The organism is Actinomycetota bacterium (genome assembly GCA_035759705.1).
GTDB lineage: Bacteria > Actinomycetota > CADDZG01 > JAHWKV01 > JAHWKV01 > JAJCYE01.
Map to the genome: position 1 here is coordinate 1 of DASTUJ010000020.1, position 14,670 is coordinate 14,670.

Annotated in this window: 17 protein-coding genes; 11 read left to right on the forward strand and 6 right to left on the reverse strand. The window is 65.4% G+C overall.

What is annotated here, in order from left to right:
• Positions 1–264: 264 nt before the first annotated feature.
• Both VFV09_01330 and VFV09_01335 read right to left on the reverse strand, forming a co-directional pair.
• Entirely contained in the window at positions 265–696 is a 432-nt protein-coding gene (locus VFV09_01330) for a VOC family protein (protein ID HEU4866344.1), read from the reverse strand.
• Between the two features lie 21 nt (positions 697–717).
• The gene (locus tag VFV09_01335) at positions 718–1,602 is read right to left on the reverse strand and encodes a VOC family protein (GenBank protein HEU4866345.1); all 885 of its coding nucleotides are present in this window, start codon (positions 1,600–1,602) and stop codon (positions 718–720) included.
• 120 nt (positions 1,603–1,722) lie between these two features.
• Here VFV09_01335 and VFV09_01340 point away from each other — a divergent pair, with 120 nt between their 5' ends.
• The 5 genes from VFV09_01340 to VFV09_01360 all read left to right on the forward strand — a co-directional run bounded on the left by VFV09_01340 (position 1,723) and on the right by VFV09_01360 (position 5,265).
• On the forward strand, positions 1,723–3,234 hold the full coding sequence (locus tag VFV09_01340) for an ATP-dependent DNA ligase (GenBank protein HEU4866346.1): 1,512 nt from the start codon (positions 1,723–1,725) through the stop codon (positions 3,232–3,234).
• Positions 3,235–3,348: 114 nt separating this feature from the next.
• A complete protein-coding gene (locus VFV09_01345; protein ID HEU4866347.1) occupies positions 3,349–4,149 on the forward strand; it encodes a DUF4386 domain-containing protein in 801 nt (266 codons plus the stop codon).
• Positions 4,149–4,331, forward strand: coding sequence for a DUF4177 domain-containing protein (locus VFV09_01350; GenBank protein ID HEU4866348.1), 183 nt, complete (start codon positions 4,149–4,151; stop codon positions 4,329–4,331). Before VFV09_01345 ends, VFV09_01350 begins: the two co-directional genes overlap by 1 nt.
• An 89-nt stretch (positions 4,332–4,420) precedes the next feature.
• Positions 4,421–4,777 carry a metalloregulator ArsR/SmtB family transcription factor gene (locus VFV09_01355; protein ID HEU4866349.1) on the forward strand — a complete coding sequence of 119 codons (357 nt, stop codon included), beginning with the start codon at positions 4,421–4,423 and terminating at the stop codon, positions 4,775–4,777.
• Positions 4,774–5,265, forward strand: coding sequence for an SRPBCC family protein (locus tag VFV09_01360; protein ID HEU4866350.1), 492 nt, complete (start codon positions 4,774–4,776; stop codon positions 5,263–5,265). The genes VFV09_01355 and VFV09_01360 overlap by 4 nt, the downstream gene beginning before the upstream one ends.
• A 53-nt stretch (positions 5,266–5,318) precedes the next feature.
• Here VFV09_01360 and VFV09_01365 read toward each other — a convergent pair whose 3' ends face one another.
• Positions 5,319–5,975, reverse strand: a complete 657-nt coding sequence (locus VFV09_01365; GenBank protein HEU4866351.1) for an MOSC domain-containing protein — start codon at positions 5,973–5,975, stop codon at positions 5,319–5,321.
• A 111-nt stretch (positions 5,976–6,086) separates the two neighbouring features.
• Here VFV09_01365 and VFV09_01370 point away from each other — a divergent pair, with 111 nt between their 5' ends.
• Positions 6,087–7,040 (forward strand): thermonuclease family protein, encoded by a 954-nt coding sequence (locus VFV09_01370; GenBank protein HEU4866352.1) that lies wholly within the window; start codon positions 6,087–6,089, stop codon positions 7,038–7,040.
• Between the two features lie 13 nt (positions 7,041–7,053).
• Here VFV09_01370 and VFV09_01375 read toward each other — a convergent pair whose 3' ends face one another.
• Complete coding sequence (locus VFV09_01375; protein ID HEU4866353.1) at positions 7,054–8,154, reverse strand: M24 family metallopeptidase; 1,101 nt, start codon at positions 8,152–8,154, stop codon at positions 7,054–7,056.
• 87 nt (positions 8,155–8,241) lie between these two features.
• Here VFV09_01375 and VFV09_01380 point away from each other — a divergent pair, with 87 nt between their 5' ends.
• From VFV09_01380 to VFV09_01400, 5 genes are all read left to right on the forward strand, one after another.
• The gene (locus VFV09_01380) at positions 8,242–8,793 is read left to right on the forward strand and encodes a hypothetical protein (GenBank protein HEU4866354.1); all 552 of its coding nucleotides are present in this window, start codon (positions 8,242–8,244) and stop codon (positions 8,791–8,793) included.
• 83 nt (positions 8,794–8,876) lie between these two features.
• Positions 8,877–11,090, forward strand: coding sequence for an MMPL family transporter (locus VFV09_01385; GenBank protein ID HEU4866355.1), 2,214 nt, complete (start codon positions 8,877–8,879; stop codon positions 11,088–11,090).
• On the forward strand, positions 11,087–11,725 hold the full coding sequence (locus tag VFV09_01390) for a TetR/AcrR family transcriptional regulator (protein HEU4866356.1): 639 nt from the start codon (positions 11,087–11,089) through the stop codon (positions 11,723–11,725). The genes VFV09_01385 and VFV09_01390 overlap by 4 nt, the downstream gene beginning before the upstream one ends.
• A 104-nt stretch (positions 11,726–11,829) precedes the next feature.
• Positions 11,830–12,783, forward strand: a complete 954-nt coding sequence (locus tag VFV09_01395; protein HEU4866357.1) for an ATP-binding cassette domain-containing protein — start codon at positions 11,830–11,832, stop codon at positions 12,781–12,783.
• A complete protein-coding gene (locus VFV09_01400) occupies positions 12,780–13,580 on the forward strand; it encodes an ABC transporter permease (GenBank protein HEU4866358.1) in 801 nt (266 codons plus the stop codon). Before VFV09_01395 ends, VFV09_01400 begins: the two co-directional genes overlap by 4 nt.
• 209 nt (positions 13,581–13,789) lie before the next feature.
• On the opposite strand, the gene VFV09_01405 is transcribed toward VFV09_01400, so the two are convergent.
• The gene (locus VFV09_01405) at positions 13,790–14,299 is read right to left on the reverse strand and encodes a phage baseplate assembly protein V (protein HEU4866359.1); all 510 of its coding nucleotides are present in this window, start codon (positions 14,297–14,299) and stop codon (positions 13,790–13,792) included.
• Between the two features lie 13 nt (positions 14,300–14,312).
• Positions 14,313–14,670: hypothetical protein (locus tag VFV09_01410; protein HEU4866360.1), on the reverse strand; the 358-nt coding region annotated here is incomplete at its 5' end.

Consider the following 14,670-nt stretch of genomic DNA (forward strand, 5'->3'; position numbering starts at 1 on the left):
AGTCCGACGGCGGCGGCGATGCTGGCCAGGCCCAGCACGACGGTAAGAACGACCACCAGCGTCGGGGCCGTGGGCTCCGATCCGTCCCCGTTGGTCATCGTCGGCACAACGAGCAGGTCGGCGACTCCCAAAAGTCCGAGCAGGATTGCCGTATTCCGAACCGTAATCATCCAGACCCCCCTTAAAGACGGTTCCACAACGCCACGAACGCGGGGATTATCCGCCTTCGGATAGGTAGAGTCGAGGGGGTAGGGGAGTGGATTTTCAACCCGGGTAGGTACTGTTGTAGTTCACCATCCAACCGATGCCGAACTTGTCCTTCAGGCTTCCGAAGTAGTCCCCCCACATCTGGTCGTCTATCGGCATCTCGATCTCGGCGCCCTCCGAAAGTGCGTTGAAAATCCGGTCTGCCTCGTCCTTGGTGGCGGGATGGACGGAGATGTACGAGTTGTTGCCCGGGGTCACCGTCTGCCCGAACGACTCCAGGGCATCGCTGGCCATGAGGAGCTCGTCGCCGATCGGCAACGCCATGTGCATGATTTTGTCCCCGTCCGCCTCCGAAACCGGAGCGCCCTCTGTCGGCATGTCCTTGAACTTCACCATGGACGAGAACTCTCCCCCGAAGACGGACTTGTAGAAGTTGAACGCCTCCTCGGCGTTGCCGCCGAAGTTCAGGTACGGGTTCAGCTTGGTCACGATTACCTCCTATCGGTTTCTCTATGAGCCCTCGTACGCCTTTTCCAGCTCGGCCAGATCGAACTTCTTCATCTGCAGGAAGGCCTGGGTCACGCGGTCGATCTGCTCCTGCGATCCCTCGTTCATGATCTCGTCGAGCCGGGCGGGAACTATCTGCCAAGAAAGCCCGAACTTGTCCTTCAGCCAGCCGCACTGCTCGGCCGAGGGGTCGGCGGACAGACTGTCGAAGAAGTGGTCGATCTCCTCCTGGTTGTTGCAGTCGACCATGAGCGAGATGGCCTCGTTGAAGTTGAACTCGTGCGCCCTGGCGCTGTCCATGGCGGCGAAGTGCTGGCCCTCCAGGGTGAAGTTGCCGTACTGGACCGTGCCCGGTTGCTCCGGCTCCTGGCCGGGACCGTAGGGCAGGACCACCTCCACCTCGGAGTCGCCGAACAGCGAGGTGTAGAAGCGCATCGCCTCCTCCGCCCGGCCCCAGGCGTCGCCGGTGAACATCAGGGTCGGGGTGATCCGCTGAGTGATCTCCCGATCACCGGCGTACCCGACCTGCCAGGACAGGCCGTAGCGGTCCTGGCACCAGCCGTAAAGATCGCTGAAGGGGTAGGACTCCAGGGGCATGAGGGTCGAGCCGCCTTCGGAGAGCGCAGACCAGTACTCCGTGACCTCCTCCTTCGTCCCGCAGGTGACGAAGAACGAAACCGCGGGGGTGAACTTGAACAGCGGTCCGGCGCTGATGGCCTGGAACGGTTGCCCGAACAGCTCGAACGACACGATGTCGCAGTCCCCGGAAGGGGTGTCGGTGATGGTCCTAACGCTGGTGATCCGGGACTCGGGAAACGTGGAGACATAAAACTCGGCTGCCTCTTTGGCTTGGTTGTCGAACCACAGATGGGGGGTGATGTTGCGCATGGTTTCGCCTCCGATCTCTCTGGTACCTGTTTAGCGCGCCAGACGGTAAATGTCATGTTGTTTTTAGGAATCGAGCGCAAGGCGCCGATCGAAAGTCCGTTCTGTGGTACCCCTTGATCCATGACTCTGCTCGCCGAGGTCGTCGCCGCTTCATCCGAGGTGTCGGATACGAGTTCCAGATCGGCCAAGATCGCAACCCTCGCGAAGCTGCTGCGGAAGCTGGAGCCCGAAGAGATCGCCGTCGTCGTCGGGTTTCTTTCCGGGGCGCCCCGGCAGGGCCGGGTCGGAGTCGGGTGGTCGATGTCCTACAGCGTGGAGCGCCCGCCGGCGGCCGAGCCCTCCCTCACCGTCTCGGACATCGATTCTGCAATCGGCGACATTCAGGAGAGCACCGGAGCCGGCTCGGCCACCCGCCGCAGGGACATCCTCGGCGACCTGTTCGGGCGGGCCACCGTACCGGAAGCCGGCTTCCTCCGGCGGCTCTTCACGGGGGAGCTGAGGCAGGGGTCGCTGGCGGGCCTGATGGTCGATGCGATCGCCAAGGCGGCGGCGGTGCCGGGCGACGCAGTCAGGCGGGCGCTGATGCTGTCCGGCGACCTTCCCGGCACGGCTACCACGGCGATGACGCTAGGGGAGCAGGGCCTGCTCGACATCGGCTTCGAGATGTTCCGGCCGATCATGCCGATGCTTGCCTCGACCTCTACCGGCGTCGATGAGGCGGTGGCCGGGTTCGCCCGTTCGTCGGTCGAGTGGAAGCTCGACGGGATCCGGATCCAGATCCACCGCCGGGACGACGAGGTGCGCATCTACACCAGGGGCCTTAACGAGATCACGCCGGCCCTGCCGGGGATCGTCGACGCGGTCGGGCGGCTCCCGGCTGCCCAGGTGGTGCTGGACGGCGAGGCGCTGTGGATGAACGAGACCGGACCGGCCGCGTTCCAGGAGACGGTGTCCCAGATCGATGCCGGCGCTCCCCCCGAGGGGATCGTCACGTTCCTGTTCGACCTCCTGCACCTGGACGGCGAGGACCTGCTCGACACCCCCCTCGAGGAACGCTCGGCCCGGCTGCAGGAGCTGGCACCGCACCTCAAGGTTCCCGCCCTGACAACCTCCGATCCCCACGAGGCCCAACGGGTGCTTGATGAAGCGCTGGCGGCCGGGCACGAGGGTGTTGTGGTGAAGGACGTGGCATCGCTCTACGCCGCCGGGCGGCGGGGAAAAGCGTGGCGAAAAGTAAAGCCGGTCCTGACCTACGACCTGGTCGTCCTGGGCGCCGAGTGGGGCCACGGCCGCCGGCAGGGGTGGCTCTCCAACCTCCACCTTGGGGCTCGGGACCCCGAGACCGGACAGTTCGTGATGGTGGGGAAGTGCTTCAAGGGGCTTACCGACGACCTCCTGCGCTGGCAGACCGACGCCCTGCTGGGGCTCGAAGCCGAGCGCAAGGGGATCCTGGTGAGGGTGCGGCCCGAACTTGTGGTCGAGGTCGCCCTCGACGGGGTCCAGGTGTCGACCCGCTACCCCGGAGGCGTGGCACTGCGTTTCGCCCGCATCAAGCGCTACCGGCCCGACAAGAGCGCGGCCGAGGCCGACACGATCGATGTGCTCCGGACCTTGCTGAATAAGTCCACCTGAACTCAGGTACCTGACTGATCCCGATCCGGCGTTGACAAACTTACGATGTAAGTGTACCTTACAACGTAAGTTCAACCGGATCGACAGCTGGGACCTCTCAGCAGGGAGACAAAAATGACGGTCACCACCGCCTCACCGCACCAGCGTCGGCAGCCCGAAGAACGGCCGCCCACCCCTTACCCGCACGAGATCGAGGAGCGGTCGGTGCGCAACGCCGGCTTGGTGGCGGGTGTCGCCATACTCCTGATGAGCGCACTGGCGATCTTCGGCAACTTCATAGTTCTTGAAGGGCTGGTCACCCCCGGCGACGCCTCGGCTACCGCCAAGGCCATCACCGGATCCCTTCTAACGTTCCGCTTGGGAATCGTGAGCCTGTTGATGATTGTGGTTCTGGACGTCGTCGTCTCCTGGGGCCTGTTCCGGGCCTTCGCACCGGTGAACGAGGGGCTGTCGAGGCTGGCCGCCTGGTTCCGTCTTGCGTACTCCGGGGTCTTCCTGGTCGCGATCGGCCACCTAGCCGGGGTGGTTCGACTGCTCGGCACCGAGGGATACCTGGCCGCATTCAGCCTGGAGCAGAGGCAGGTGCAGGCGCTTCTCGAGATCAACGCCTTTACCGACATCTGGGACGCCGGCCTCGTTCTGTTCGGCGCCCACCTACTGATCGCCGGCTTTCTCACCTACCGCTCCGGGTTTGTCCCCAAGTTCGTCGGGGTGCTGCTCGTAATTGCAGGATTCGGATACATCTTCGACTCCGTAGCCGCCACGATGGCCGGCGGTGCTTTCCCCGCAATATCCTCCTTCACCTTCCTCGGAGAGTTCGTGCTCGCCCTGTGGCTGGTCGTCCGTGGCCGCCGGATCAGACTGGACCGACCTTCCGGCTACGCTGGGCGAAGGCAACCGGAGGGAGGCTTTTGATGGGGTGGGAGTACAAGATCATTCGACCCAAGGACGTGCCGGGATTCTTCGGCGCGTCCGGCTTGGAGAACGACCTTAACGACAAGGGCAAAGAAGGGTGGGAAGCGGTGGCTATGTACGCCGATCCCGAGGAGCCCAAGAACTACGGCGTTCTGATGAAGAGGCCGCTGGCCGCCGGCTAAAGAATTTCGAAATATCTGCTTGACGGCTCACGGATCATATTTTACTATCTAGTTAATTAACCGTACGGTTCAATACAGCAAGGTGACACATGACCGAATCAGAAGCGGATTTTCTAGACAGGGCCTTTGCGGCTCTGGCCGACCGGACCAGGAGGGCGATCCTCGCCCGGCTGGCCACCGGGGAGGCCGGGGTCACGGAGCTGGCGGAGCCGTTTCAGATGAGCCTTCCGGCGGTTTCCAAGCACCTGAAAGTGCTGGAGAAGGCGGGGCTCATTACCCGGAGCTCGCAGGCTCAGTGGAGGTACTGCCGGTTGGAGCCGGAGCCGCTGAAGCAGGTGGCCCAGTGGGTGGGGGACTACAAGCGGTTCTGGGAAGAGAGCTACGAACGACTCGACGAGTACCTGGAAGACCTCAAGAAAAAGACCCAGGAAGGAGAAGAGAAATGACCACGACCACGATTGGCAAGCTGAACGTCGAACTGCCCGAGGACCGTCCCGTAGTGCACATGAGCCGCACCTTCAACGCCCCCGTAGAGCTGGTCTTCAAGGCCCACAGCAGCTGCGAGCACATGACCAACTGGTGGGGGCCGCGCAGCCAGCGGTTCGTCAGTTGCGACCTGGACTTCACCGAGGGCGGTAAGTGGCGGATCGTCACGGCCGGCGACGACGGCCAGCAGCACCCGTTCAAGGGCGAGTATCGGGAGATCGTGCCCAACAGCAAGCTCGTCTGGACCTTCTGCTACGACGTGCCCCCGATGGACGACGAGATCGTCGAAGAGATGGTCTTCACGGAGCAGGACGGCGTGACCACGATCACCACCACCTCCTACTCTCCGTCGTTCGAGGCCCGTGATGCCATGACCGGTACCGGGATGTTCGACGGCGCCGCCGAGACCTACGACCGTCTGGAGGAGTACGCCAAGACGCTGGCTTAACGCTACTCCGGCTCGGCACCCCCCGCCCCTCGGGCCGGGGGTGCAGCCGCGTACTAGGACGCCAGCTTCACCCGCAGGAACTCTTTCCACTCCTTCGGGGACAGGTCCCTCTCCAGGTTCTCCTGCACCAGTTGGGCGAGCCGGTGGTCGTTGTAGATCAAAAAGCCCATGAGTCCGATCGTCACCGGGTGCGCCGGCCGTTCCAGGATCTCGACGGTGTCTCCCGCAGCCAGCCCTCCTTCCTTCACCACCGAAAGGTAGGCGCCCGGGCGGTTGGCCTCCGAGAACCGGTTGGGCAGCTGGGGGTCCTCCATCCGCAGGCCCAGCTTCCAGCACGGCTGCCGGGGCTGGGTGACCTCAAACTCCGCGCTGCCGATCCGCCACCTCTCGCCGATGAGGGCGCCGGTGATCGCAACGCCTCTCAGCGTCAGGTTCTCGCCGAAGCTGCCGGGGGTGACCCGTCTCCCGAGCTGTACCTCCCACCACCGGTTGTCCTCCTCGGCGTAGACGTAAACCGCCTTTCGGAGTCCCCCGTGGACGTTGAGATCCCCCTGCCGGTCTCCCACCAGGCCCAGCTCCTTCACCCCGACGGGCCCTTCAACTGGAAGTTTCCAGATGCCGGTGTCGTAGACCAGGTCTCCCATCGGCACCTTTCGCATCTCTGCAAGGTTGACCGAGACGACGACGCCGGGCTGGTTGGATTCGCTCACTTCGGTTCTCCTATCGGGGCTTGTCTAGATATTAGGGGCCGCCGTCAAGCGGGGCGTAGACTGGACCGGAAGCGGGGGCATCCAGTCGAAAGGGAGCTCGTGGGCGGGTTCTTGATTCTTCTGGGATTGGGCGCATTTGCAGTCGCCGTGGTCGGCCTGGTCAAGGGATCGCTGCCTGCGATCCGGCTCGCCGACCGAAAGAGTGCCTGGGTCCTGGCCGCCGGAGCCTTCGTTGCCGTCGTGCTCGGGGGTTCAATGCTCACTCCGGTCGAACCTACAGCTTCAGACACGCCCTCAACCGAACCTTCGACGCTTCCTTCCGACTCAGGATCCTCCTCGCCCGTCGCCCCGGCGCCGCCGCCCGCCCCTTCCCGCCCGGCGGGCGTTCCCGCTGAGGCACAGCTCGCCACCGTCACCCGGCACGTCGATGGCGACACCCTTTGGCTCGAGGGTGGGACGCTGCCGCCGGCGGCGACCTCCTCGGTGCGTCTGCTGGAGATCGACTCTCCGGAGTCGGGGGTCGCCTACTCGTCCGAGGCGACCAACTTCCTGAAGCAGGAGCTTCCCATCGGGGCGACCGTGTACCTTCTGGCCGACCGGGGCGACACCGACCGCTTCGGCCGCTACCTGCGGTACCTGTGGAAGCAGAACGGCGAGTTCTTCAACGAAAAGGCCGTGCGCCAGGGGTTTGCGAAAGCGGTGCTGATCGCTCCGAACGACCGGTTCATCGCACAGATCCGAGCGGCCGAGGCGGACGCCAAAGCCGCCCGCCGGGGGATGTGGGCGGCCCCGATAGCGCCGCCGGTCGCTCCACCCCCAGTTGCGCCTCGGCCGCCCGCACCCGCCCCGGCCCCGGCCCCCGCTCCTCAACCCGCTCCGCCGGCGGCGCGTGGAGATTGCGACCCCTCTTACCCCGACTACTGCATCCCGCCCAACTCCCCAGACCTGGACTGCGGGGACATCAGGCGCAGCCTCACCGTGCTTCCGCCCGACCCCCACAGGCTGGACGGCATGCCGGGCCAGGCAGGGGAGCCGGACGGTATCGGTTGCGAGTCCTACGGCTAATCGGGTCCTGCGGTCAGCGGATCAGCAGGTCGGGCCTGGCAATGGTCGCCTCGCCGAGCGTCACCTGCAGCATCGGCCAGTGGCCGGTTGAGGTCAGGACCTCGTAGCCGTCGTCGGCGATCAGGACGGTGTCTTCGGACTTGGCTCCGGTGATCGTCGGGTTCCACGCCACCACCTGGCCGGCCTGAAGGACGTAGCCGCTCGAGGGCGTGCCCTTGACCTCCCGCCCGGCGTAACCGGTCAGCCCGCCCTGGTGGTGCAGCTTCCACTCCTCTGGGAACCCCTCGGCGGCGTACTGCTCGATCCCGGTATTGAAGACCTCGGCCAGGGTGGCGCCGGGCCGGCTGGCCTGGATGAACCGGGCGTCCACCCGGGCGGCCGCCAGGTGGCGGGCGACCTGATCGGCGCCCGGCTTACCGAAGCACAGCGTGCGGGTCACCGACGCGTGCAGGCCGTGCCGGCGGGCGGTCAGGGCAACGAGCATCGTGTGGTCCACCCGGTTCGCGGTGGGCACCGGGTGCCTGTACATCGGGAGTCGTTCGTCCGCGGCCACCAGGTTCACCACGGGCAGGATGTTCTTCTCGAAGCAAAGTGCCGCGACCCGGCTCGCCATGTCGAGCTCGCTTTCGCGAAGCTCGATCGACCGGCACGCCGACTCGACAATCGACGCTGCGTCCTGCGCAAGTTCCCGGTACCGGACAACCTCGGGGGGCAGCAGAACCCGGCGAAGCTCGACGACGCCGCTTGCCGCCTCGCGCTTTCCCGCAGGGAGGTCGCCGGCCACCCGGCTGCCTCCGGTAAGGCCGTCGATGATCTCGTTCTGCTGCTCCGGCAGGTGCCAGGGGAAGTCGACGACGTCGAAGCAACCGTGGGGAAGCTCCTCGTCGAACAGGCGCCGCGCTTCGATGTTGGGTGTGACGACGGTCGCTCGATCGGCGGTCACCACCGCGCTGCCGACGCCCGCCTCGGCCGACGTTGCAACGTGGTTGTGGCCCCCGGCGGTGATCCAGGCGAAGTTGGTCTGGGAGCCGAGCACCACACCGCTTAGGCCGGATTCGGCAAGCCAGGAGCGCACCTTCTCGAGCTTTGTCTCAACTTCTTCAACCCGGTCCATGGCCTGTCTCTACCCCGATTCGGTCTGCGGCGACGCTCTGCGTAGAATTCCACCAATCGATAGGCACATCTAGGCGGAGGTGGCTGAATGGTTGCACGTGCTCTGGCCGGGGCGCTACTGGTTCTTCTGATGCTGGCGGCCTGCAACACGGCGGACGATACATCGGATGCGAACACCACGGGGGAGACTGCGCAGTTCGAGATCTCCGGAGACGTCAGCGCCGTCGACATCGAGGACGTCGACTTCGACCCCAACATCTCCACTGGGACCGACGGCATCGACATAGACCCGGAAGCCAGCATCAGGGTGCAGCTGACAGTCAACATCGAGTCGATCAACGCTGAGGCGGCAGAGCTCTGCAAACTTCAGGCGGGCAGCGACGCGATTGTCGTGGTCACCGAGGACACCGACCTGGACTTCGACAGCGACCTCAGCGAGATGGACACCCTGGACGACGAGAGCATCATCGCCACCGGCACGGCTGAAGAACGGCTGGTCGAGTCCGACTCCACCCCGACCACCACCGATCCCGACGGCGCCTGCGTCCTGACGGCCGAGAGAGTACGGCTGGCGGAGGAGACGCCTTCCGAGCCCAGCGAGTCGCCCACTCCGGCCCCGAGTGTTACGGCAACGGCATAGTGATAATTCGCGCTTGACACACATAAGAGATTCCGTCAGGTTAACGCAGTTAACTTAACTGCCTAGCCAACGGAGGAGTCGGAATGCTCGCATCACTGGGCCGGTTTGTGTATCGCCAACGCGTCGCGGTGGTGTGGGCGAGCGTTGTGTTTATGGTGGCCTCCGGGATAGCGGGGGCCGGGGTCATATCCAAGCTCTCGACCGGGGGTTTCCAGAGCCAGGGCGCCGAGTCGTCCCGGGCGGCTCGGGCGCTCGACGAGGAGTTCTCCGCCGGCTCACCGAACCTGCTGCTGCTGGTGACGGCAACCAAGGCGGGATCGGTGGACGATGCCGCGGTCGCAGCCCGGGGGGCCGAGCTGACCGCCAAGCTTGCGTCCGACCCGCGCATCGAGCAGGCCTACTCCTACTGGAGCCTCGGGGTTCCGTCGCTTAAGAGCGAGGACTCCCGGCAGGGCATGATCCTCGCCCGGTTGAAAGGGGGCGAGGAGGAGGTCCTACACGAAGCGCATGAGATCGCTCCCACCTACACCCTGGACGAGGAGCACGTCAGCGTCCGGGTCGGAGGCAGCGCCAAGGTATTCAGCGAGATCACGCACCAGGTGGAGAAGGACCTCCAGAAGGCGGAGATCATCACCTTCCCCGTGATCATGGTGCTGCTGATCGTGGTGTTCGGCAGCGCGGTGGCGGCCGGGCTGCCGCTCGGTGTCGGCGGGTTGGCGGTGGTCGGCACGCTGGTGGTCCTCAGGATCCTGACCGGGTTCACCGAGGTGTCGATCTTCTCGTTGAACCTGACCACCGGCCTTGGTCTGGGGCTCGGCATCGACTACAGCCTGTTCATCGTGTCGAGGTTCCGGGAGGAGCTTGCCGCAGGAGCGAGCACCGAGCAGGCGGTGGTTCGCTCGGTCGAAACCGCCGGGCGGACGGTGCTGTTTTCCGCCCTGACGGTGGCCGCTTCGCTCTCGGCCCTGCTGGCCTTCCCGCTGCAGATCATGCACTCGTTCGCCTACGCCGGGTCCGCGGTGGTCGTCGTGGCCGCCTTCGGGTCGGTTGTGGCGCTGCCGGCGGTTCTCGGCATGCTCGGTGAGAAGGTCAACCGCTTCCGCCTGGTCGAGCAGCGCCCGGTGGTCGAGGGCGAGGGCTTCTGGGGTAACGCCGCCCGCTTCGTGATGAAGTGGCCGGTGCCGATCGCAGCCTCGGTGATCGTCCTGCTGCTCGCGCTCGGCGCCCCGTTCCTGGGCGTGAAGTTCGGTGTCTGGGACGACCGGGTGCTCGGTGAGTCCGCCCCCAGCAGGCAGGTGCAGGACCAGGTGAGGTCGAACTTCTCCGCCGGCGAGTTCGGCGCCCTGGCGGTGGTTCTCGACGACACCGCGGACCCTTCGGAGCGATCGGGCGGGGTCGGCGAATACGCTGCGTCGTTGTCGAAGCTGGACGGGGTCCTCAGGGTCGACGCCGAAACCGGCAGCTACGCCGCCGGCAACCAGGTGGCGCCGCCGATCCCCGAGATCTCCCAACGCTTCACCTCCGACCGGTCGACCTGGCTTTCGGTCGTCCCGTCCGTCGAGCCGATCTCGCCCGAGGCCGAGGACCTCGTCAACCGAGTCCGGGCCGTTCCGGCGCCGGGCAGCGTCGCAGTGGGCGGGCCGTCGGCCGACCTGGTCGACGGTAAGGCGACCCTGTTCGACCGCCTTCCCCTGGCCCTGACCGTCATCGCCGTGGTCACCATGGTCCTGCTGTTCCTCATGACCGGAAGTGTGCTCGTCCCGATCAAGGCGATGATCCTGAACCTGCTGTCCCTGGCGGCGACCTTCGGGGCCATGGTGTGGATTTTTCAGGAGGGCCACTTTGCCGACTTCCTCGGCTTCACGCCAACCGGAACACTCGACACCACCTCGCCGATTCTCATGTTCTGCGTGGCCTTTGGCCTGTCGATGGACTACGAGGTTTTCCTGCTTTCCAGAATCAAGGAAGAACACGACGCTGGCGCTGATAATGTGACTGCTGTAGCGAGGGGTCTCGAACGCACCGGGCGGATCGTAACGGCGGCGGCGAGCCTGCTGGCGGTGGTGTTCCTGGCGTTCATCAGTTCGGAGGTCGCGTTCATCAAGTTGATCGGAGTGGGGATGATGCTTGCGGTTCTCATGGACGCAACTCTGATCCGCGCAACCCTGGTGCCGGCGTTCATGCGCCTGGCCGGGAAGGCGAACTGGTGGGCTCCAAAGCCTCTCCGCCGTTTCCACGACCGCTTCGGGCTGAGTGAGTCCGGCCCGCGGCAGCCCGCATTCGACCAGGTCTCGTGAACCCGGAGTCTGCCCCCCTGGAGGCACGCCGTGCCCGGGCCCGCAGGGGCGAGGGGGACAAGCTGCGCCTCGAGATCCTGGCGGCCGCCGAGCGGCTGCTGGCGCTCACCTCGGACGAGAGCGCGGTGTCGATCCGTGCCGTCGCCGACGCCGTGGGGGTGACCCCGCCCTCCATCTACCTTCACTTCGCGGACAAGGAGGAGTTGCTGATCGAGGTCTGCGAGACGAACTTCGACAACGTCAGCAAGGCGGTCGAGGAGGCGGCGGCCAGGGCCTCCGACCCTCTGGAGGCAATCAAGCTGGCGAGCCTGGCCTACGCCCGCTTTGGGATCGAGCACCCTGAGGAGTACCGGATTCTGTTCATGAGAAAGGCCCCGACCCTGGAGCGGGAGCAGATCGAGATGAACCGGCTTCTGAACAGCTCGGGGTACAACTGGATCCTGGGCATGGTCCAGCAGTGCATGGACGCCGGGCTTCTCCGACGGACCGACCCCCTTCTGGCGGTGGTTGGAGTCTGGTCCATGGTCCACGGGATCACGTCGTTGCTGATCTCCAAGCCCGGATTCTCCTGGCCGGCGCTGGAGGAATTGATCGAGTACAACATCGACGCCCACCTGAAGGGGCTCACGCCCTAACCCAAACCTCAGGGTCATCCCCTAGGCGCCGGATCGGTTGCCGGGGGCATTTTCGGTGTCTTACCCGATGGCGGCCCAGCCCGGGCACGTCCACAATCAGTTGCATGATCACTATCGAGAACCTCACCAAGCGCTTCGGCGAACAGCTGGCCGTCGACAACCTGAGCGTCTCCATCCAACCGGGCAAGGTGACCGGCTTCCTGGGGCCGAACGGGGCGGGCAAGTCGACCACCATGCGAATGATCCTCGGACTCGACCGACCGACCTCAGGGCGGGCGCTCATCGGGGGCCGGCCGTACTCGGAGATTCCCTATCCCATCCGTGAGGTGGGGGCGCTGCTCGACGCCAAGGCGCTTCACCCGGGCCGGAGTGCCCGCAACCACTTGAAGTCGATGGCCCAATCGAACCGGATCTCACTGTCCCGGGTCGACGAGGTGCTGGACGAGGTAGGACTGGTCGACGTCGCCGGCCGCCGGGCCGGGGCCTACTCGCTGGGGATGAGCCAGCGGCTGGGGATCGCCGGCGCCCTTCTGGGGGATCCGGGGATTCTGATCTTCGACGAGCCGGTCAACGGCCTGGACCCGGACGGCGTCCGGTGGGTGCGCCGGCTGGCCCGGTCCTTGTCGGCCGAGGGGCGGACCGTCCTGGTCTCCAGCCACCTGATGAGCGAGATGCAGCTGACCGCGGACCACCTGGTGGTGATCGGCCGGGGCCGGCTGCTGATGGACGCGCCCATCCAGGACGTGGTGTCCGGGATGGTGGACAAGCGGGTGCAGCTGAGAGTCCCTGAGCCGGACGCGCTGATGGAGCTGGGCCGAAGGCTGGCTGCGGAGTCGATGAAGGTGTGGCGGAAGGGGAGCAACCACCTGCTGGTCGAGGGGGCGAGCGCCGAGGAGATTGGGAACATGGCGTACGAGATGGACATCCGGCTTCACGAGCTGAAGACACTGGAGGGATCCTTGGAGGACGCCTACATGGCGTTGACCGGCGAGAGCGTGGAGTTCGGGGCCGGGTCCTCGGAGCGGGAGCCGGAGCTGCTTCGGAGGGGCCGGTCGTGACCGCCGTGGCGGGTGTCGCCCGGAAGGACGAAGCGGGCCTTCGCGGGGCGATGGCCGCCGAGTGGACCAAGCTCTGGTCGGTTCGTTCGACCTACTGGACTCTGGCGGCGACCGCGTTGCTCGTCGTGGCCTTCGTGCTGATATTCGGCCTTTCGGCAACCGCCTCCAAGGCGAACGGCGAGGTGATCCCACCGACCACTCCGGGCGACATTGCGGCCCAGGGGTTCATGTTGATGGGCCAGTTCGGGCTGGCCACGCTGGCAGTCCTGCTGATCGCCAGCGAGTACGCAACCGGGAGCATTCTTTCTACCCTGCAGTGGGTGCCCCGCCGGAACCGGATGCTGCTGGCCAAGGCTCTCGTGCTTGCGCCGGTGCTCATGGTGGCGGGGTCGCTGATTGCGCTGCTCGGAGTTGCTGCGGCCATTCCCTCACTTACAGGCGACGTGTTGCTGCCCTGGACCGCGTCGGAGATGCTCATCGATGTCTTGATTCTCGGGCTGTACTCCCCGGTGGTGGGGGTGATCGCCCTGGGCCTGGGGGCCGCCCTGCGCAGCGTGGCCGGTACGCTGGCATGCACGTTCTTGCTCCTGATGATCATCCCCGGGTCGCTGAGCTCGACGGGCGTCGACTTCCTTATGAAGTTCAGCAACTACTTCCCGGCCCAGGCAGCTCAATCCCTGCTCGGCGGAGGGGGGGAGCCGTACTCCGGACTGGTGGCTGTGGCGATTCTCGGGGCATGGTCGGCCGCCTCCTACGCCCTCGGTCTTTGGGTCCTGCGATCGAGGGACGCTGCATGAGCAACGACTTAACGTCGAATGTTAGGTAAACCTAATAAAAAGTCTTGACCCCGTTTGAGCCGTCCCATAGAGTGGGGTTCTCCTCTCCGACCGACTATCGGAGATTGGAATAAGCGGGTTGCACGCCATGGCGACCCCCTTGCAGAGTGAGCCGCCCCGCCGACGGGCGGCTCCTTTGTATTACCGAACCAACCCGACGAATGGCATTTTCAATCGTCCGGCGGACCCTCGTCCTCCTGGTCGGGCACCTCGAAGGGCTCGATCGGCACTTCGTTTGGTTCAGCGTTGAGATCCGGCGCCACGACTTTGACCGGAAACTCCTGGCGGGGCCAGGCGATCTTGGGCCGTCTTGCGCTCGCCCGTTCCGTTGTCGGGACGCCCGGAATGGGGACCGGTCGGGGAGTCTCCTCTACCATCCCTCCGGGAGACTGCACCCCTTGCTCGTTCCACATGTTCCCGGCCCAGATCGGGTAGGCAGGGTCGCCGCCCTCGAATTCAACCCATACGCCCGATCCGATAGGAGGGAGCTGGAACTGCGCCTGCGGCGGCCCGCCGGCCGGGAGGCAGGGCACCGCCCACGGTGAGGTTTCCGAGGCGTTGGGGACCTGGACCTGAATGCGGCCCCGTCCCATCGGGTCGAGGTTATTCACTACTACCCCTCGATATTTGCCGTAAAAGGTGCTCATCGATCCGCCCACCCGGCGCTCGATTTCGTCCACTCAACCTCCATTCTCAAGCCCGAACTCCAAGCGTCAGGCTTCCGGTGTAGGCGTCGCCGTTGCGGGTCATCTTCAGGGTCGACTCGGCCCCGCCCCTGGAGAAGATGCCGTCGGACCGGTTGGTCGTGTCCATCTCGCCCCGATCGGCGTAAGGCCCCGACTCGTAGACGGCGTTCGATATGTCGTCCGGGAAGAACAGCTGGCCGGTGTGGACCTCGTTGCCCCCGGTGCTCACCTTGATATGGATGTGGACCGCCCGGCCCTGGTACCAGCCGGGATAGATGGTGTCGAAACCGGCTTTGCCTTCGCTGTCGGTCACCTGTATGCCCCGCATGAACGTCGAGCTGCGGGGGGCGCTGCCGACACCGGAG